This window comes from Bacillus sp. FSL K6-2839, from assembly GCF_038003365.1.
GTDB lineage: Bacteria > Bacillota > Bacilli > Bacillales > Bacillaceae > Bacillus.
Genome location: NZ_JBBOOZ010000001.1, coordinates 2518942 through 2538764 on the forward strand (window position 1 = coordinate 2518942; position 19823 = coordinate 2538764).

Below are 19823 nucleotides of genomic sequence, written 5' to 3' on the forward strand. Positions count from 1 at the left end.
AGACTTCACGCCCATTCTTTTCTAAAAATAACCTTCTCGTATTCGCAAAAGAATGGTACGATATGGCTAGAAAATTGAAGAAAGTGAGTGACCTCATGTTTCGTGCAATCATTGGTTGGTTATTACTTGCTGCCCTCATTCCATTATTTGTTCTGACTTTTTATCTATCAAAGGAAGAAGCTGCAAGTGTCAAGCCTGTTAACGAAGTGCTTGATCAAAAAATCAAGCTGGAAAAGATAGATTTTTCCCAAAACAGTTATATGTATGATCGGGATGGTTCTCTCATCTCCGAGATCGTATCAAACGATGAAAACCGAGTGTTCGTGACGTATGATAAAATTCCTGATTCTGTGAAGGAGCTGTTCCTCCGCTCAGAGGACCGGAACTTTTATGACCATAAAGGCATTGACTTTATGGGGGTTGTTCGTGCCCTTGCCTCAAATGTCAAAAACCATGGCATCAGCCAAGGAGCGAGTACGATCACACAGCAATTATCCCGCAACTTATATTTAAGCCATGAACGTTCGTTCACCCGAAAGTTTACAGAGCTTCTCTATTCCTATGAATTAGAGCGGAAATTCTCGAAAGATGAAATTCTCGAAAGCTATTTAAATACGATTTATTTCAGTAATGGTGTTTACGGTGTCGGTTCTGCGGCTAATTACTATTTTGATAAGCCGCTTAGTTCTTTAACGCTTGCACAGATGGCATTTATCTCTGCGATTCCAAACAACCCAACACTGTATGACCCATTGAAACAATTCAAGCACACGAAGAAACGCCAAGAACGACTGCTTGGTATTTTAAAGAAAGACGGCGTCATCACCAAAAAACAATACAAAAAAGCCGTCAAAGAAAAAATCAGCCTGTCCTTAAGTGAAAAGAAAAACCTTTATCCTGACTATGTGACATATACCAATGAGGAATTTACCGATCTTGTGTCAGATCAGGAAGGCTTTACAAAACGCTTGAAGAAAGCCAAAACAGATGGAGCAAAAAAAGCCATTCAAAAAGAATTATCTGAAAAAGTTAGTGCCCTGCTTCAGGATGGTGTCAAAATTTATACGGCACTTGATCCTTCCTTACAGCAACGAGCCGTCTATCAGCTCAATACGCAACTCCCTTACCAAGGTGTAGAAGGCGGATCAGCGGTCATTAATCATGAAACGCATCAAATTGTCGCACTTGCTGGCGGAAAAAACTATAAGAAGTTTGATTTCAACTACGCCTATCAAGCGCAAAGACAGCCTGGTTCTGCAATTAAGCCGCTTTTAGACTATGGTCCTTACATCGACCAAACCGGTGCAACAGCTTCAAGCAAAATCAGTGCCGGCAAGTTTTGCAACAGCGGATACTGTCCGCAGAACTATAATCATAAAACGTATGGAACTGTCACACTTGAAACAGCCTTTAAGAACTCTTACAATACACCTGCGATCCGAATGCTGGATACAGTCGGTGTCAAAAAAGGCTTCAGCTATTTAGAGAAATTCTCATTCGAACATATCGTAGCGGATGATTATCGCCTTCCTTCTGCACTTGGCGGATTTACGAAGGGCTTCTCGCCGCTAGAAATAACAGATGCGTATACCGTCTTTGGCAATCAAGGCAGTTACACACAAAGTCATTCGATCACAAAGGTAACAGACTTAAACGGTAAGACCCTTTACAAGTGGAAAGAGTCACCGAAGCAAGTGTATTCTCAGCGTACAAATGACACCATGCGTAAACTGCTTGCCTCCGTTGTAAAAAGCGGAACAGGGAAAAAAGCGAATTTCAGTTCCCCTTACATTGGTGGTAAAACAGGGACATCCAATGACTACAAAGACATTTGGTTTGTTGGACTGACAGATCAATATACAATGGGTGTATGGGTTGGAAGAGATAGAGGAACGGTTGAATCGATTTACAGCTCCAGCCCGCACTTACGTATTTGGAAAAATACGATGCAATACGCCAGATAAACAGGAGGTTTGATTGCGATGCATTCAACACATCCACCCCATTTAATTTTATTTGACGGTGTCTGCAACGTGTGCAGCGGTGCTGTTCAGTTTGTGATTAAGCGTGATCCAGATGAGCGAATGATGTTTGCTTCATTACAATCAGATACAGGGCAGCGCATTTTAAAAGAAAACGGTTTGCCTTTAGATGAGTTCAATTCATTCATTTATATTGAAAAAGGCACCCTTTATACGAAGTCGACAGGCATCTTAAAAGCCACGCGGCATTTAAAAGGGATCTACAAATGGAGTTATTTACTCATTGCCATTCCCCGCCCTATCCGTGATTGGTTTTATGAGCGGATGGCGAAAAATCGCTACAAATGGTTTGGTCAAAAAACATCTTGTATGATGCCTACACCCGATATTCAAAAACGGTTTCTTTCATAAAAAAGCATCCTCCGATGTTGGAGGATGCTCACATTGTTGACAAAGGGCTAAAATGATTTTTATTTTAGCCCTTTGTCTTCTTTTCAGCGTGACCTGAAAACCTTTGCAGTCTAGGAAGGACGAGTACCGGAGCGGAGCGAATTGAACATTCGTGAGCACCGGAACGCAGCCCTGACACCGAATGCGAGGGTTTGTCTACACGCTGAGCATCCTCCGATGGTGGAGGATGCTTTCTTTGTCTGTTTAAGAAGGCAGACTCGCCATAACACTGTTATAAAGCTTAATAAATAAGTACAAAATGCCGATTAAAAACGTTGCCCAAAACAGAAGAATAAACATCATAAATCCAATTAAATTCAGCATGGAAAGCGATTGATAAATGCGAACCACAACCCAGATAAAATAGACAAGACTTGCTAAAACAAACAGTCCGACAAGCAGAATCAGCTGCTGCGTCAACAGAAATGCAAGCAAGCTGGCAAATAAATAAACAACGGATGCAATCCGAATTTTCTTTAAGTTCTCCCCTTCAGGATCTTTCGCGAAAAAGAGTAGTGCCAGCTCTAACACCGTATCTGCAATCAGTTTCAAGGCTGATAAAATCATAAAATAAACAAGTGCAAAAGCAGCAAAAAGAGCAAGCCGGATGCCCTGTTCCGAGAAAAATTCCAGCATTCCTTTTAAAATACCTGCTTGAGTCAAGAAATCAGTCGTGATACCTACTGTGAAAATCGAAAAAGCAGAGCTGAATAGTAAAATCGAAATCAGCGGAAAATATCCAGTCAAATATGTATTTTTCATAAATAGATCCTTTCTCATAAGCTCACATTTATTATGGCTCACTTAAAACGGATTGACAAGATGCTTTCAAAGTAAACTGGCAGCAAAATCAAATTTGTGATTTTGCACGTACATTCCTTCACAAACTTACATTTTCCCGTTAAAGTATTACTATTACGAAAAAATCGTGCGTTAGGGGTATACTCGTGAAAAAAACATTAAGACTGCAAACACGGCTGACGATTTTTGTTTGTATCGTTGTCCTGATCTCCCTTTGTATCACATTCTTTACGATCTGGTCGGAAACAGCTAAGAACATTCATCAGCAGGAACGTGACATCGCCCTCTCCACTGCCAAAATGGTCGCAGAGGCTCCGATCACAGCGAAATCATTAGAAGAAAATCGATCATATTCAGCATTGCGTCAATATACAACAAGTGTTCAGCGAATCACCAAAACCGAATTCGTTGTCGTGATGGATATGAACGGTATTCGAAAAACCCATCCAAATCCGCAGAAGATCGGGAAGCGGTTTGCTGGCGGTGATGAAAAACCAGCATTACAGGGTAAAGAACATATTAGTACGGCTTCTGGAACACTTGGCAGATCCATGCGTGCTTTTGTTCCTGTTTATGATCAAGATGGAAAGCAGCTCGGGGCTGTGGCAGTAGGGATTACGTTAAAGGAAATTGACTTGATTATTCATCAAAGCTTACTTCCGCTCTACTTCGTCATATCGCTCAGTCTTCTTTCTGGTATCATCGGAGCACTCATTGTGGCACGAAAAGTGAAGAAGATTATGTTTGGACTAGAGCCAGATGAGATCGCCACACTATTAAAAGAACGAAGCGCCATGCTAGAATCAACAAAAGAAGGGATTCTTGCCGTCGATCAGCACGGTAAAATCAAGCTAGCCAATGCTGAAGCCAAACGGCTCTTTCATAATATGGGCATTATGGTTGACCCTAGAGAACAAGATGTTCAGGCTCTCCTCCCTTCAAGCGGTTTAAAGCAAGTCATTGAAACACGCAAGCCGCTGCTTGATCGCGATGTGAGAATGAACGGACTGGAGCTTGTCTTTAACGAGGTCCCGATTACGGTAAAAGGCGAGATTGTCGGGGCAATCGCCACCTTCCGTGACAAAACAGAAGTCAAACACTTGGCTGAGCAGCTGAGCGGGGTCAAAATGTATGCAAATGCCCTCCGTGCCCAGTCACATGAATTTATGAACAAGCTTCATGTCATTTTAGGATTGGTTCAGCTCAAAAACTACGATGACCTTGGCACCTATATCAAAGATATTGCGATATATCAGCAAACGGAAACAAATGAAATCATCAACCATGTGAAAAACTCTGTTTTAGCAGGATTTTTACTAGGAAAACAAAGCTACATCAGGGAACAAGGCGCGACCTTAGAAGTCATATGCAGCACACAAGTCCCAAATTCAGAGGACCCAGCAGTGACGCATGATCTCATTACCGTGATTGGCAACCTGTTAAATAACGCACTCGATGCTGTTTCTCATACTGAGACGAAAAACATCTCAATCTCATTCCGATACGTCCAGGAGCAGCTTCATATTGAGATTACGGACACAGGTGTTGGTCTCACAAAAGACGAACAAGACATCATGTTTGATCAAGGCTTTTCAACTAAAGGAGAAGACAGAGGATTCGGTCTCTACTTTGTTGACCAAAGCATCAAAAAATTGAACGGACACCTGATTGTCACGAGTGAAAAAGGAGAAGGAACAACCTTTAGTCTCCGCATTCCGTATAAACAAAAGGAGGATTCACATGATTAATGTGTTAATAGTAGAAGACGACCCAATGGTTGGGGAGCTGAACAAACGCTACCTGACCCAAATCGACGGCTTTGAATTAAAAGGGATTGCCACCTCTTTTCAGCAGGCACTGGACATCTTAAAAACAGAAGCCATTCACCTTGTACTGCTCGATATTTATATGCCTGGACAAAATGGACTGGTCCTATTATCAGAAATACGCAAACAAAATCATTCTGTTGATGTCATTGTCATTTCAGCTGCCAATGAAGTCGACGTGATCCAGCAAACGATGCGAAACGGGGCTGTTGATTATTTAATCAAGCCATTTGAGTTTGAACGTTTCCAATCAGCGCTCTCAGAGTATAAACGTAAACACGCCTTGTACCAAACGATGAACAGCATCTCGCAAAATGATTTAGATGCGAAGTTCTTTCATAAAAAAGCAGAGACAGAAAAAGTCCTTCTGCCAAAAGGCCTGACCAAAAGCACACTCAAACTCATCTGGACAAGTATTCAATCATTCGGTCATCAAGCTTTCACGACCGAAGACCTAGCGAATCATACAGAAATCTCTCAAGTCTCCATTAGAAAATACTTGAAATTCCTTGAGGACATCGAAGTAGTTGATGTCGAAATGGCATACGGGACAATTGGACGTCCTGTTTTCCAATATAAACTCAGTACAACAAATATGAATTTGATTCAGCAATATCTATAATTTGACACATCTGACCTTTTACAGAGGCCAGATGTTTTTTTATGGCACACGATGTCACAAACCCCTTGATATCAGCGGTTCCACTGTAGTAGAGCACATCACAAAAGCGGCATTATATCATATTTCAGCAGATAAAAAGACATCGAATTTAGCCTTTTAACATTTTTTTTAAAATAAAACAAATTTCTATTTATTTATTCGATTGGAAATGATAAATTATGATTGATTAGTTCAACGAGATATAAGTCTGATGTCTTACATCTTCTCTCCTGCCCTCCATAAGTTTCAGGAGAAAGCAGGATAAAATACCCTATTCAGAAGGGTGAGAAGAGGTAGAACGGTCTTTTTTCGCGAGACTTTTCTGAAACTTTTAAATTTTATAGGGGGTTATGTTTTGAAGAAGCGCAAAATTGGACTAGCATTGTCCTTAGTCGTAGCAGCAGGAACCATCCTTGGAGCATGCGGCAACTCTGGCTCAAACAGCGGTGAAAGCAAAAAAGATAAAGATCAATTCACTGTTGCAATGGTAACTGATGTCGGTGGTGTCGATGACAAATCGTTTAACCAATCAGCTTGGGAAGGTTTACAAGCTTTTGGGAAAGACAACAATTTAAAAAAAGGTAAAAACGGCTTTGATTACTTACAATCTAAATCAGACGCTGACTATACAACGAACTTAAACACACTTGCTCGTGAGAAATTCGACCTGATTTATGGAATTGGTTTCTTAATGCAAGATTCTATTAGTGAAATCGCAGATCAACGTAAAAATAATCACTTTGGTATTGTTGATGCAGTTGTGAAAAAAGACAACGTAGCCAGCATTATGTTTAACGAAAATGAAGGATCATTCCTTGTAGGTGTTGCGGCTGCTCTTTCTACAAAATCGAACAAAATCGGTTTTGTTGGCGGCGTTGACTCTGAATTAATCAGAAAATTCGAAGTTGGATTCCGCGCAGGCGTTGAAGCAGCTAACCCGAAAGCAAAAGTGGAAGTGAAATATGCTGGTGCATTCGATAAAGCAGACATCGGTAAAGCAACAGCTGAAAGCATGTACAAATCTGGCGTCGACATCATTTATCACGCAGCTGGCGGTACTGGAACTGGTGTCTTCACAGAAGCAAAAAACCTGAAAAAAGCTGATCCTAACCGTAAAGTTTGGGTTATTGGTGTAGATAAAGACCAGTATGACGAAGGAAAAGTATCTGGAACAAAACAAAGTGTCACTCTTACTTCTATGATTAAGAAAGTAGACACAGCGGTACAAGACTTAACGACGAAAGCAAAAGAAGGTAAATTCCCTGGCGGCGAAGTGATCACATACGGTCTGAAAGAAGGCGCTGTTGACATTTCTCCATCTCAGGACAACCTTGACAAAGATGTATTGAAGAAAGTAGAAGAATGGAAACAAAAAATCATCAAGGGTGAAGTCAAAATCCCTGCAACACGTGATGAACTAAAAGATTTTAAAGCTTAATTTGAGCATCGGGATAAGCGCGGCTTATCCCCTTGCCTCTCCTTTACCTCCTCTTTATTCGTAAAAGGTGGTAAAAGAAAAGCTGCAGCCTCGCTTTGCAGCTTTTCTTTTGCTAGTTTTTATCTTTATCAGCACCCTAAAAAAGGAGCGGTTAAACCTGTGGATTATGTCATTGAAATGTTGAATATACGCAAAGAGTTCCCTGGCATTGTAGCAAACGACAACATTACGCTGCAGCTAAAAAAGGGCGAAATTCATGCGCTGCTTGGTGAAAACGGCGCTGGAAAATCAACGCTTATGAACGTGCTTTTCGGTCTTTACCAGCCTGAAAAAGGTGAAATCAAGGTTCACGGAAAACCTGTAACCATTTCTAGCCCAAATGATGCAAGTGATTTAGGCATCGGTATGGTGCATCAACACTTTATGCTTGTCGATACATTCACCGTCGCTGAAAACATCATCTTAGGAAAAGAGCCTAAGAAGTTTGGAAAGATCGACAAAGAACAAGCCATACAGCAAGTACAAGAGCTTTCTGACCGCTATGGTTTAAAAATAGACCCTGCCGCAAAAGTATCTGACATCTCTGTCGGCATGCAGCAGCGTGCAGAAATCTTAAAAACACTTTACCGCGGCGCTGACATTTTGATCTTCGACGAACCAACAGCCGTCTTAACACCTCAAGAAATCAAAGAACTCATACAAATTATGAAAAACTTAATCAATGAAGGCAAATCCATTATTTTAATTACCCATAAGCTGAAAGAAATTATGGATGCCTGTCACCGTGTGACCATTATCCGAAAAGGCCAAGGCATTCGTACACTTGATGTGGAAAGCACAAATAAAGATGAACTTGCGAGCCTCATGGTCGGTCGTGAAGTTTCATTTAAAACAGACAAAAAAGACGCCTCCCCTGCTGAGGAAGTGCTTCAAATTCAAGACCTTACGGTAAAAGACGCGCGAGGAATTGAGGCAGTCAAACATCTCAACCTCTCAGTGAAGGCTGGCGAAATTGTCGGAATTGCTGGAGTAGATGGCAATGGTCAATCTGAATTAATTGAAGCCATTACTGGTCTAAAAAAATCAGAGTCTGGCACGATCATGCTAAACGGGAAAGCCATTCAAAACCTTCCGCCTCGGAAGGTGACCGAATCTGGAATTGGACATATTCCTCAAGACCGTCATAAACACGGACTGGTGCTTGATTTTTCAATTGGAGAAAATATTTCCTTACAAACGTATTATCAGCGCCCATACTCAAAATTTGGCTTGATGAATATGAAAAATATTTACCAAAAAGCAAAACGAATCATTGCGGAGTATGACGTAAGAACACCGAGTGAATATACAGAGGCACGCGCCCTGTCAGGCGGGAACCAGCAAAAAGCCATTATTGGCCGAGAAGTTGACCGCAATCCTGATTTATTAATTGCCGCTCAGCCGACACGAGGACTTGATGTTGGTGCAATTGAATTTGTTCATAAGCGTCTGATTGAGCAAAGGGACTCAGGGAAAGCCGTCCTGCTCATCTCCTTTGAGCTTGATGAAATTATCAATGTCAGTGATAAGATCGCTGTTATTTTCGAAGGCAGCATTATTGCCATCGTTGATCCAAAAGAAACAACAGAGCAAGAGCTTGGTCTATTAATGGCTGGAAGTACGCAACAGGAAGTGGGGAACGAAGCAAATGTCTAATCGCTTAACAAATCTGCTAATTCCGCTTATAGCCATTGTACTTGGTCTTTTTGTTGGGGCCATTATTATGCTGGCAAGCGGTTATAGTGTCATCGAAGGCTATGGCGCCCTTTGGAATGGCGTCTTCGGTGAAACCTATTATATGGGAGAAACCATCAGACAAGTTACACCTTACATTTTATCAGGACTTGCTGTTGCTTTTGCATTTCGGACTGGTCTCTTTAATATCGGTGTAGAAGGTCAAATGCTGATTGGCTGGGTAGCTGCTGTATGGATCGGTACAACTGTCCATGCACCTATGTATATCCATCTGCCGCTTGCCCTCATCACAGCAGCTGCTGCTGGTGCATTATGGGGCTTTATTCCTGGGTTTTTAAAGGCTCGTTTTTATGTTCATGAAGTGATTGTCACGATCATGATGAACTACATTGCCCTTCATGTTACAAATTATCTGATCTCAAATGTCTTAACAAATAATAAAGATAAAACAGAAAAAATCGATGCCACTGCCTCGCTTCGCTCTGGTTTCTTTGAACAAATCACCGATTTCTCCCGGATGCATAATGGTATTTTTGTTGCCATTATTGCTGCGGTCGTGATGTGGGTCATTATTCAAAAAACCTCTAAAGGCTTTGAATTGCGGGCTGTTGGAATGAACCAGCAGGCCTCCCATTATGCCGGTATGAACGTTCGCCGCAATATCATTTATGCGATGCTCATTTCAGGTGCTTTTGCAGGTCTTGCAGGCGCAATGGAAGGTCTTGGTACATTTGAATATGCTTCAATTAAAGGCTCTTTTACCGGTGTAGGTTTTGATGGAATCGCCGTCGCTTTATTAGGTGGAAATACTGCTGTTGGTGTTGTTCTTGCTGCACTGCTGCTTGGTGGATTGAAGGTCGGTGCTTTAAATATGCCGCTTGAATCTGGCGTACCGACTGAGGTCGTTGATATTGTCATAGCGATCATTATTCTTTTCGTCGCCTCAAGCTATATTATCCGTCTTGTGATGAACCAAATGAAGAAAAAGGGGGGAAAATAAGTGGGATTTCTGCAAATTCTTGAAATCATCGTCCCAGCAACACTTGTCTATGCTGCACCACTTATTTTAACCGCTCTTGGAGGCGTCTTTTCAGAAAGATCAGGTGTTGTGAATATCGGTCTTGAAGGTTTGATGGTCGTCGGAGCATTTTCTAGTATTATCTTTAACTTATTTTATGCTGATACGTTTGGGGCCTTGACCCCGTGGCTTGGGCTCCTCGTCGGTATGGCAATTGGCGGATTGTTCTCTTTGATTCATGCAGTTGCGACCATTACATTCCGGGCTGATCAAACGGTCAGTGGTGTTGCTATTAACATGCTGGCACTTGGCGCTACGCTGTTTGTCGTGAAACTCATTTACGGGAAAGCACAAACAGATAAAATTACAGAGCCTTTCTATAAAGGTGATATTCCCCTTTTAAGTGACATTCCGATAATTGGCGATATATTCTTTAAAGATGTTTATTATACGTCCATACTGGCATTAGCGCTTGCGGTTGTTGCTTGGTTTGTTTTATTTAAAATGCCGTTTGGTCTTCGTCTTCGTGCAGTCGGAGAACATCCAATGGCTGCTGATACAATGGGAATCAAAGTGTACCGGATGCGCTATATCGGCGTCTTTATTAGTGGACTGTTTGGTGGTCTTGGCGGAGCTGTTTATGCGTCGACCATCGCACTTGATTTCTCACATGCTACCATTACTGGACAAGGCTTCATCGCACTAGCTGCGCTTGTCTTCGGTAAATGGCACCCATTCGGCGCAATGGGCGCTGCTTTATTCTTTGGATTTGCTCAAAGTTTAAGCATCATTGGCTCTCTCCTGCCGCTATTCCAAGATATACCGAACGTGTATATGCTCATTGCACCATATGTGCTTACCATCCTAGCACTCACTGGCTTCATCGGCCGGGCAGATGCACCGAAAGCACTTGGGACCCCTTATTTAAAAGGAAAACGATAAATACGATGTATGTTCAATCCTCTGAAGGACAAACTACCTTCAGGGGATTTTTGTATGATAAAAACATAAAAACTCCTGTTTATTTTACTTTTATTACACTTAATTTAGTTTAATAAATAGATGAGTGTCACAGAATCTTCTACAATTGAGTCAAATAGCATTTGGGGGTGTTTATGTGGCTAATACACAACAATTGAAATCGATTACAGACGATTCTGACAATAATAAAAGCGTTTTCCGTAAGATCATGTCTTGGAAAATTGGTGTTATTGACTTACCTGTGTATTTAGTACTTGCAGCGATTATTTTAACTGCCGCTTATTTTAATAAAATTCCAGCAAATATGCTTGGTGGTTTCGCTGTTATTATGATTTTGGGGATTTTCCTTGGAGATATAGGACAACGTATTCCGATCTTAAAAGATATTGGTGGACCGGCGATTCTTTCTTTATTCGTACCATCGTTCCTGGTCTTTTTTCATGTTCTGAATCCGAACTCGTTGGAAGCGGTTACGTCTCTTATGAAAACGTCGAACTTCCTTTACTTCTATATTTCTGCTCTTGTAGTAGGTAGTATTCTTGGGATGCAGCGAACTGTTTTAGTACAAGGCCTTATTCGTATGTTTGTTCCTCTTGTTGCAGGTACAATTGCAGCTGTGACTGCTGGAATTCTTGTTGGTCTTTTAGTTGGTTACACACCGCATCATTCGTTCTTCTTTATTATTGTTCCGATTATTGCCGGTGGTGTTGGTGAAGGAATTTTGCCATTATCTATTGCTTATTCACAAATTCTTGGTGTATCAGCAGAGTCATTAATTTCTCAATTAATTCCTGCTGCCGTCATTGGGAACGTCATTGCCATTATCTGTGCTGGCGCAATGAAGAAGCTTGGTGAAAAACGTCCTGAACTAAACGGGAATGGCCGTCTTGTAAAATCAAAAGAGGCAAATGAAATTTTTGAACAGCCTGATATGGATCCAAAAGTTGATTTCGGGTTAATGGGTGCTGGTGTACTCGTTGCTTGTACAACGTTCATTTTTGGTGGTTTGTTAGAAAGCTTTGTTCATATTCCAGGTCCAATCTTAATGATTGTTCTTGCCGCTTTAATCAAATACTTAAACGTGATGCCTCAGCATCTGCAAGATGGCTCACAGCAGTTCTACAAGTTTGTATCAAGAAGCTTTACATGGCCGCTTATGGTCGGTCTAGGGATTCTATACATTCCACTTGATGATGTTGCAACAGTGATTTCTATTCCATTTGTTTGTGTATGTATCGCTGTCGTTCTTGGAATGGTTGGTTCAGGTTACTTCGTTGGGAAATTGATGAACATGTACCCAGTAGAATCTGCGATTGTGACAGGCTGTCACAGCGGACTTGGCGGTACTGGTGACGTTGCGATCCTTTCAGCTTCTGGAAGAATGGGTCTGATGCCTTTCGCACAAGTATCTACACGTCTTGGCGGAGCAGCAACTGTGATCTGCGCAACAATCTTACTTAGAATGTTTACTTAATCAAACAATAAAAAGCATGGGCTCTATTACGGGCACATGCTTTTTTTATATTTCTTTTCTCCTATAAGGGTTTTATTCTTCGGCAGAGATCACGCGTATATATTCTCTGGGCTGGAATGGATATTGTCTTGCCTCTTGATAGGTCATATAGAGAAGATGTTCTGAAAACAACGGCCATTCACTTTCCGCCTGCCACCTTTTTTGATCATTTCGTTCTATGAAGAATGCTCCTCCTAAAATCGTGCAGAATATGCTTAAGCTGATGCCCGCTTTTAGTTTCATGTAATCAGCTCCTTTAAGAAAAGCATGTACGAAATACAAAACAATATACAATGAGTTTCATTTTTGATAAAATATTTTTTGTGGTCAAAAGAACTCAAAACAAATACAGTTTACTGTAAATCAGTTCAAACCAATGCACTATGTCTGTATTTACGCTATAATTTTATTTACCAGTTCTTTAGAACGTGAATTTATATTGATTGAAGGAGGTTTATTTTCTTGCAGCTTATTCACTTCGCCATCCTATCGCCTTTTTTGCTTGCGTTTGTTGTGCCTTTTCTTTTTAAATACGTAAAGCGTATACATACAGGGTGGTTTGTTCTTATCCTGCCTATTCTATTATTTAGCTATTTTGTCCAGATGATTACGATGACATCAAATGGACGAACGTTATTTTCACAGGTCGAATGGATTCCTTCTCTAGGAATGAATTTCACTGTGTATGTAGACGGTCTTAGTTTGTTATTTGCGCTATTGATTACAGGTATTGGCGCACTTGTCGTCTTGTACAGTATTTTCTACTTATCGAAGGAAAAAGAACAACTCGGCTCTTTTTATACGTATTTGTTAATGTTTATGACCGCTATGCTCGGTGTCGTTCTATCTGACAACATGGTGGTTCTTTACTTGTTTTGGGAGCTGACGAGTATTTCTTCCTTCCTCTTAATTGGGTATTGGTATAAGCGGGAACGCTCTAGATATGGAGCAACCAAATCACTGCTGATTACCGTTTTTGGCGGATTAGCTATGCTCGGTGGTTTTATCCTCCTCTATTTGATTACTGATTCATTTAGTATTCGTGAAGCAGTCAATCAGCTTCAGCTCATTATGGCATCACCTTACTTTATCCCTGCCATGATTCTGATCTTACTTGGTGCCTTTACGAAATCAGCGCAGTTCCCATTTTATATCTGGCTGCCTGATGCAATGGAAGCACCTACCCCTGTGAGCAGTTATCTGCATTCTGCTACGATGGTGAAAGCTGGTATTTATCTTGTTGCCCGCTTCAGTCCAATCTTTGCTATTTCAGAGGTGTGGTTTTGGACCATATCCATCGTTGGACTTGTGACATTATTTTGGGGATCATTCCACGCCGTTCGTCAAAACGATTTAAAAGCCATTCTTGCCTTTTCTACCGTTAGTCAGCTCGGGATGATTATGCTTATGCTGGGTGTAGGAGCAGCTGCGATTCATGAAAACAATCCTGCCTTTTTTGGCGCAACCGTTCTTGCTGCTATTTTTCACCTCATTAACCATGCTACGTTTAAAGGCAGTCTCTTTATGGCAGCAGGTATTATCGATCACGAAACAGGCACTCGTGACATTAGGAAATTAGGCGGTTTAATGACCATCATGCCGATTACCTTTACGATTACGTTAATCGGTACATTCTCAATGGCTGGACTCCCGCCATTTAACGGCTTCTTAAGTAAAGAGCTGTTTTTCACAAGTATGCTGCGCATTTCTGAGATCAGCTTTACTGACATTTCAACATGGGGCGCTATTTTCCCTGCGATTGCTTGGCTCGCTAGTGTCTTTACGTTCATTTACAGTATGATGCTTCTCTTTAAAACATTTAGAGGCAATCTTCAGTTAGATCAATTAGAAAAAAAGCCGCATGAAGCACCGATTGGTATGCTCATCCCGCCAATTATCCTTGCTGCACTTGTGGTCACCTTTTTCTTCTTCCCAAATATTCTAGCTTATTCTGTCATTGAACCTGCGATTGCAGCCATTATTCCCGATGCGATTGATCCAGGAAAACGGTTTGTTGTCAAAATTGAAGCATGGCACGGCTTTCAGCCAGAGCTTTATATGACAATAGGTGTTGTAGCTTTAGGGATTATCGGATATTTGACGTTGTCGAAATGGCGTCCAATGTACAACATATTTAAGGAGAAATGGTCATTTAACTCCTTATATGACCGTTCACTGATCGGCTTAGAAAAAGGCTCCTATCGCCTGACGAACAGTTATATGACCGGTTTCCTTCGTGATTACCTTGTCTATGTGTTTGGGTTTATGATTATCGTGCTTGGGAGTGTCATGTTTTATCAGAATGCCTTCTCATTTAATATGGAACATGCTGCTCCAATCGGCACGTACGAGGTCATTCTGTCATTAGTGATGATAGCAGCAACCCTCACGACTGTGTTTGCTCGTTCTCGCTTAACAGCCATTATCGGGCTAGGTGTCATGGGGTATACGCTGTCACTATTTTTTGTTATTTTCAGGGCACCTGACCTTGCCCTCACCCAGTTAATTATTGAAACAATTTCTGTGGCACTGTTTTTACTTTGCTTCTATCACTTGCCAAAGCTGAGCATGAAGCAAAAAACAAGGAAATTTAAAATGACCAATCTCATTATTTCAGTAGGTGTTGGTGTCATTGTGACATGCCTTGCTTTCGCTTCAACAAGCAATCAGTCACTTGATACGATTGCGTCTTACTTTATTGAAAACAGCTACAAGCTTGCAGGCGGAGACAACATTGTCAATGTCATCCTTGTTGATTTCAGGGGCTTTGATACACTCTTTGAAATTACCGTACTTGCCATTGCGGCACTCGGTATTTATGGATTATTAAAGGCACAAGGAAAACGGAAGAGAGGCGTGCGGCGATGAGGAAGATTGATACGAATGATATGCTCTTACAAGTCACAACAAAAATCACAGCATTCATCATCCTGCTTTTTTCCCTTCACTTATTTCTTGCGGGACATAACAATCCTGGCGGGGGGTTCATTGGCGGCCTGATGAGTGCTGGGGCTGTCGTTCTTCTGCTTTTAGCCTATGATCTGAAAACAGTGAGACGTATTCTGCCCTTTAACTTTATTTATGTTGCAGCGACCGGGCTGCTCGTCGCGATCCTGACGGGTATGGGATCATTTCTATTCGGTGCACCTTTTCTATCCCATGCATTTGATTATTTCCAACTGCCGTTTTTAGGGAAAACAGAACTGGCGACAGCCGTACTGTTTGATATCGGTGTGTATTTGGTTGTTGTCGGTGTCACCATGACCATTATTCAAACGATTGGAGAGAAGGAATAATGGAATTTCTAATGTCTATTATCGTCGGTATAATTTTTATGGCGGCGACCTATTTAATGCTTTCAAAAAGCCTTCTGCGGGTCATCGTCGGTACTGCTGTTTTGAGTCACGGCGTCCATTTGCTTCTTTTAACAATGGGCGGCTTAAAAAAAGGAGCTCCTCCTATTTTAAAAGAGGGGCTCACATCCTATGTAGATCCATTACCACAAGCATTAATTTTAACAGCCATTGTCATTGCTTTTGGTGTGACATCCTTTTTACTTGTCATGGCCTTCCGTGCCTTCCAAGAGCTGCGAACAGATGACATGGATCAAATGAGAGGAAATGATCAGCATGAATAATCTCGTGATCCTGCCTATTTTAATTCCATTATTAGCTGCTACACTATTGATCTTTATGAATAAGAACATCATGCTGTCAAGAGGCTTTAGTGTGTTTGCTTCGCTCTCAGCCATTGTCTGTAATGTGTATTTAGTCCAAACCATTTTTACAAATGGGATTCAAACCCTCTATTTAGGAGGCTGGAAAGCACCATTTGGGATTGCCCTTGTGGCCGATCAGTTTGCTGCGCTCCTTGTGCTGACCGCTTCCGTCGTTGGGCTAGTGACAGTTCTTTTCTCCTTTCAAACGATTGGGAAGGAAAAGGAGCGGCTGTTCTATTACTCTGGCGTGCAGTTTTTGTTAGCTGGCGTAAGTGGGGCCTTTTTAACAGGCGATATTTTCAACCTGTTTGTATTTTTTGAGTTACTGCTAATGGCGTCTTACATGCTCATTGTGTTAGGCGGTTCAAAGCCTCAGCTTCGTGAATCACTCAAATACATTGTGTTTAACATCATCTCATCGGCTTTATTTATCGTCGGTGTCGCTTGTTTATATGCAGTCACTGGTACACTGAATATGGCTGATTTAAGTGTGAAGATCGCTGAATCAGGGCAAACAGGATTAATCACTGTCATTTCCATTCTGTTCCTCATTGTATTTGGCTTAAAAGCTGGGATCTTCCCGCTTTATTTCTGGCTGCCAGGATCATATCATGCACCGCCAGCGGCTATTTCTGCTCTATTTGGCGCACTGCTGACAAAGGTTGGCTTATATGCGATTGCCAGAGTCTTTACGTTAATTTTTATACATGATACAGGGTTTACACATACACTCATGGCTTGGTTTGCCGCTCTAACAGTGATATTCGGTGTGATTGGCTCTATTGCTTATTCTGATGTGCAAAAGATCGTGATCTATAACATTGTCACAGCCGTGGGGGTCATTTTGTTTGGGATTGCAGCCAATACACCTGCCTCACTCCAAGGGGCCATTTATTATCTCATTCATGACATGGTGATTAAAGGCGCTTTATTTATGCTGGCAGGTGCACTCTTCGTGTACGCTGGCACAAACCACTTGAAAAAGATGGGCGGGCTGATTCAATCTCAGCCTTTACTAGGGTGGATGTTTTTCATTTCGGCTTTATCACTGGCAGGAATTCCGCCGCTGAGTGGTTTTGTTGGAAAGCTAAAGATTGTAGAAGGTGGTTTTTCTGCTGGACACATGACCTTTTCTATCCTTGTCTTACTGTCCAGCCTTCTTGTCCTTTATTCGATTATGAGAATCTTCATGCTCGCATTTTGGGGCGAGGAACAAGATATGCGAAGAAGGAAACCGTCGATTAAAGGAATGGTGTACCCTGGCGTACTGCTTGTGATCTTGTCGCTTGCCATTGGGTTAGGGACAGAGTTCATTGCCCCTTATATCAATCAAGCAGCGGAAATGCTATCAACACCAGAAAAATATATTCAAGCTGTGCTGAAGGAGTAGATGAACATGGCCTTTCAAATATTACTAAACGCTCTCCTCGCCTTTACATGGATGTTTATGAATGATACTTACAGAGCCGCAGACTTTGTATCAGGCTTTGTACTAGGGATGGTCGCCATCTTTATGTTTCGGCGATTTTTCCCGCAGCGTTTTTACGGCTATGCCCTTTTTGCGATTTTCAAGCTCGTATTGATTTTTATTCGGGAGCTGCTTCTTGCCAATTTAAGTGTATTAAAGACCGTATTATCTCCAAAGCTCACAATTAAGCCCGGTATTTTCGCCTTTCGTACGGACTTGAAAACGGATTGGGAAATCACCATACTGGCTAACATGATTACATTGACACCAGGTACACTCGTCATTGATATTTCTGATGATCGTTCAATTTTGTACATTCATGCGATGGATATTGAAGATGCAGAAAAAGCCATTCACGATATCCGGGTTTCATTTGAAAAAGCGATTCAGGAGGTGAGTGGTAAGTAATGGAGCTCATATTACAAATGTCACTTGGCATTCTTGCACTGTCCACCCTTCTTTTTGTTATACGGGTTATCAAAGGTCCCTCTATTCCTGATCGTGTAAGTGCACTTGATGCGATAGGAATCAATTTAATTGGGATGACAGCCATCGTTTCCATTTTGCTGAAAACGACAACGTTCTTTGAAATTATTTTACTGCTCGGTATCCTTGCCTTTATCGGCACTGTCGCTTTTTCCAAATTCCTTGAGAAAGGGGAAGTGATTGAAAATGATCGTCATCGCTAAAGCTATTGTCATTTTCTTTATCCTGCTTGGCGCCATCCTTTGTCTCATTTCAGCCATTGGCGTTCTTCGCCTGCCAGATGTTTATACACGAATGCATGCTGCATCAAAAGCATCGACACTTGGTGTTGTCCTCATATTAGTTGGGGTATTCTTTCACGAATGGTTTCTTGCAGGCATTATTTCTGCGAAGATTCTACTTGGGATTGTCTTTATCTTTTTAACAGCTCCGGTCGGCGCACACTTGATCGGAAGAGCCGCCTACAATACTGGAGTCAAGATGGACAAACGAAGTGTACAAGATGATTATGGTGGTTTTCGTAACTTCGTGATTAAACGAAAAGAAGACTCGTACTTATAAACCGAAAGAAGGACCTCACATGTGAGGTCCTTCTTTTATTTCTATAAAAAAACATTTTATGGATCAATCCAACCTAAAAAAAGCTTCCGCTGCACCGGGAGCTTTTTTATATGCGATCAATGACAGCAAGTGTGCATCTTGACGTACAGATGTGCCGGTCCCGATCATCTTTAATATCAATTTGAAATACCATTGTACGGCGCCCTACATGTACAGGAACAGCCGTCGCTGTCACTACTCCATCACGTACAGATTTTAAATGATTGGCATTGATTTCAATCCCTGAGCAAACTTGCTGAGTTAAGTCTAAATGAGCCGCAGCCCCCATGCTTGCCACTGTTTCTGCTAGAGCAGCAGATGCTCCTCCGTGCAGCAGTCCAAATGGCTGTTTTGTTCTGTGATCGACTGGCATTGTCGCCACGCATCGTGACTTATTACACTCTACAATCTCAATCCCAAGTGCCTCAAGCAGTGTATTTGATCCACTCACTTCCATCAGGGTTCTCTCCCTTCACACGTTTACAGCACACTTTCAGATTTTGCAATTAACACCGCTTCGGTTCGAGAGCCGACATTCAGCTTATTAAAGATGGACGTCAAGCTGTATTCAATCGAGCGTTTGCTCAAATGAAGCACATCGGCAATCTCTTGGTTCGTGTATCCTTTTTCCACTTCTCTGAGGATCAAACACTCTCGCTCTGTTAACAGCTCATGATCGGTCTGCTGCGCCTGTTCTGGCTTTTCTTGCTGCTGTGAAATTAATTTCTTTAAATAGGATAGCTGAATGACAACTTCTCCTTGCAATGTGCGGTGTATGTATTCAATAATTTTGTCTTTTGTCTCTGTTTTACTAATTGCACCGTGCAATCCAGCCCGAATGGCCTCTTCAAAATAATCATCTACTTCATACCCTGTATAAATGATAATTTTCACTTGCTGGTTGGTTTCTAGAATTTGTTTCGCAATGTCCATTCCATTGATATCCCCGAGATTTAAATCCATCAAAATCACATCATAGATGGAAAAGTCATGCGTCTTTAAAAAGGCGGCTTCTGCATCAGGACTTAAACAATCGACTGATAGCTGCTGATCTGATTCTAATATGCTTTTTGTCCCTTCCATGACAGCCGGATGATCATCAATGACCAATATCTTCTTCATGTCTTCCTCCCTTTAAATCACTCAC

The 19823-nt window shown here is 41.6% G+C and carries 20 protein-coding genes; 16 read left to right on the top strand and 4 right to left on the bottom strand.

Features of this window, described 5'->3' with window-relative positions; all coding sequences use genetic code 11:
* The first annotated feature begins 62 nt into the window (after positions 1-62).
* A complete protein-coding gene (locus MHH26_RS13030; protein ID WP_340973633.1) occupies positions 63-1964 on the top strand; it encodes a transglycosylase domain-containing protein in 1902 nt (633 codons plus the stop codon).
* Positions 1965-1982: 18 nt separating this feature from the next.
* Entirely contained in the window at positions 1983-2393 is a 411-nt protein-coding gene (locus MHH26_RS13035; RefSeq protein WP_034659802.1) for a thiol-disulfide oxidoreductase DCC family protein, read from the top strand.
* Between the two features lie 243 nt (positions 2394-2636).
* Here MHH26_RS13035 and MHH26_RS13040 read toward each other — a convergent pair whose 3' ends face one another.
* Complete coding sequence (locus MHH26_RS13040) at positions 2637-3194, bottom strand: YufK family protein (RefSeq protein WP_034659805.1); 558 nt, start codon at positions 3192-3194, stop codon at positions 2637-2639.
* 185 nt (positions 3195-3379) lie between these two features.
* Here MHH26_RS13040 and malK point away from each other — a divergent pair, with 185 nt between their 5' ends.
* The 7 genes from malK (at position 3380) to MHH26_RS13075 (ending at position 12365) form a co-directional block, all read left to right on the top strand.
* Positions 3380-4981 carry a malate sensor histidine kinase MalK gene (gene malK / locus MHH26_RS13045; RefSeq protein ID WP_095285840.1) on the top strand — a complete coding sequence of 534 codons (1602 nt, stop codon included), beginning with the start codon at positions 3380-3382 and terminating at the stop codon, positions 4979-4981.
* On the top strand, positions 4974-5681 hold the full coding sequence (locus tag MHH26_RS13050; protein WP_340973634.1) for a response regulator: 708 nt from the start codon (positions 4974-4976) through the stop codon (positions 5679-5681). The genes malK and MHH26_RS13050 overlap by 8 nt, the downstream gene beginning before the upstream one ends.
* A gap of 394 nt (positions 5682-6075) precedes the next feature.
* Positions 6076-7158 (top strand): BMP family lipoprotein, encoded by a 1083-nt coding sequence (locus MHH26_RS13055; protein WP_066030472.1) that lies wholly within the window; start codon positions 6076-6078, stop codon positions 7156-7158.
* A gap of 159 nt (positions 7159-7317) precedes the next feature.
* Positions 7318-8853, top strand: coding sequence for an ABC transporter ATP-binding protein (locus tag MHH26_RS13060; protein ID WP_034659811.1), 1536 nt, complete (start codon positions 7318-7320; stop codon positions 8851-8853).
* Complete coding sequence (locus MHH26_RS13065) at positions 8846-9892, top strand: ABC transporter permease (protein ID WP_003212654.1); 1047 nt, start codon at positions 8846-8848, stop codon at positions 9890-9892. Before MHH26_RS13060 ends, MHH26_RS13065 begins: the two co-directional genes overlap by 8 nt.
* Complete coding sequence (locus MHH26_RS13070) at positions 9893-10852, top strand: ABC transporter permease (protein WP_060597207.1); 960 nt, start codon at positions 9893-9895, stop codon at positions 10850-10852.
* A 175-nt stretch (positions 10853-11027) separates the two neighbouring features.
* Positions 11028-12365, top strand: a complete 1338-nt coding sequence (locus MHH26_RS13075; RefSeq protein ID WP_003213451.1) for a 2-hydroxycarboxylate transporter family protein — start codon at positions 11028-11030, stop codon at positions 12363-12365.
* Between the two features lie 72 nt (positions 12366-12437).
* On the opposite strand, the gene MHH26_RS13080 is transcribed toward MHH26_RS13075, so the two are convergent.
* On the bottom strand, positions 12438-12647 hold the full coding sequence (locus MHH26_RS13080) for a hypothetical protein (protein WP_334750395.1): 210 nt from the start codon (positions 12645-12647) through the stop codon (positions 12438-12440).
* A gap of 219 nt (positions 12648-12866) precedes the next feature.
* Here MHH26_RS13080 and MHH26_RS13085 point away from each other — a divergent pair, with 219 nt between their 5' ends.
* Genes MHH26_RS13085 through mnhG form a run of 7 tightly spaced genes read left to right on the top strand, consistent with a single transcriptional unit; the run spans position 12867 to position 18637 of the window.
* On the top strand, positions 12867-15272 hold the full coding sequence (locus tag MHH26_RS13085) for a Na+/H+ antiporter subunit A (RefSeq protein WP_340973636.1): 2406 nt from the start codon (positions 12867-12869) through the stop codon (positions 15270-15272).
* Entirely contained in the window at positions 15269-15700 is a 432-nt protein-coding gene (locus MHH26_RS13090; RefSeq protein WP_034317176.1) for a Na(+)/H(+) antiporter subunit B, read from the top strand. The genes MHH26_RS13085 and MHH26_RS13090 overlap by 4 nt, the downstream gene beginning before the upstream one ends.
* A complete protein-coding gene (locus tag MHH26_RS13095; protein ID WP_003213576.1) occupies positions 15700-16041 on the top strand; it encodes a Na(+)/H(+) antiporter subunit C in 342 nt (113 codons plus the stop codon). The genes MHH26_RS13090 and MHH26_RS13095 overlap by 1 nt, the downstream gene beginning before the upstream one ends.
* The gene (locus tag MHH26_RS13100; RefSeq protein WP_034659818.1) at positions 16034-17512 is read left to right on the top strand and encodes a Na+/H+ antiporter subunit D; all 1479 of its coding nucleotides are present in this window, start codon (positions 16034-16036) and stop codon (positions 17510-17512) included. Before MHH26_RS13095 ends, MHH26_RS13100 begins: the two co-directional genes overlap by 8 nt.
* 6 nt (positions 17513-17518) lie before the next feature.
* Positions 17519-17998 carry a Na+/H+ antiporter subunit E gene (locus tag MHH26_RS13105; RefSeq protein WP_034659819.1) on the top strand — a complete coding sequence of 160 codons (480 nt, stop codon included), beginning with the start codon at positions 17519-17521 and terminating at the stop codon, positions 17996-17998.
* Positions 17998-18279 (top strand): Na(+)/H(+) antiporter subunit F1, encoded by a 282-nt coding sequence (locus MHH26_RS13110; RefSeq protein ID WP_008345849.1) that lies wholly within the window; start codon positions 17998-18000, stop codon positions 18277-18279. The genes MHH26_RS13105 and MHH26_RS13110 overlap by 1 nt, the downstream gene beginning before the upstream one ends.
* Entirely contained in the window at positions 18263-18637 is a 375-nt protein-coding gene (gene mnhG / locus MHH26_RS13115) for a monovalent cation/H(+) antiporter subunit G (protein ID WP_003213369.1), read from the top strand. The genes MHH26_RS13110 and mnhG overlap by 17 nt, the downstream gene beginning before the upstream one ends.
* Before the next feature lie 106 nt (positions 18638-18743).
* Here mnhG and MHH26_RS13120 read toward each other — a convergent pair whose 3' ends face one another.
* Together MHH26_RS13120 and MHH26_RS13125 are read right to left on the bottom strand one after the other, a co-directional pair.
* Positions 18744-19133 carry a hotdog fold thioesterase gene (locus MHH26_RS13120; RefSeq protein WP_034659822.1) on the bottom strand — a complete coding sequence of 130 codons (390 nt, stop codon included), beginning with the start codon at positions 19131-19133 and terminating at the stop codon, positions 18744-18746.
* Between the two features lie 23 nt (positions 19134-19156).
* Positions 19157-19798 carry a response regulator transcription factor gene (locus MHH26_RS13125; protein ID WP_058013793.1) on the bottom strand — a complete coding sequence of 214 codons (642 nt, stop codon included), beginning with the start codon at positions 19796-19798 and terminating at the stop codon, positions 19157-19159.
* Positions 19799-19823 lie beyond the last annotated feature (25 nt).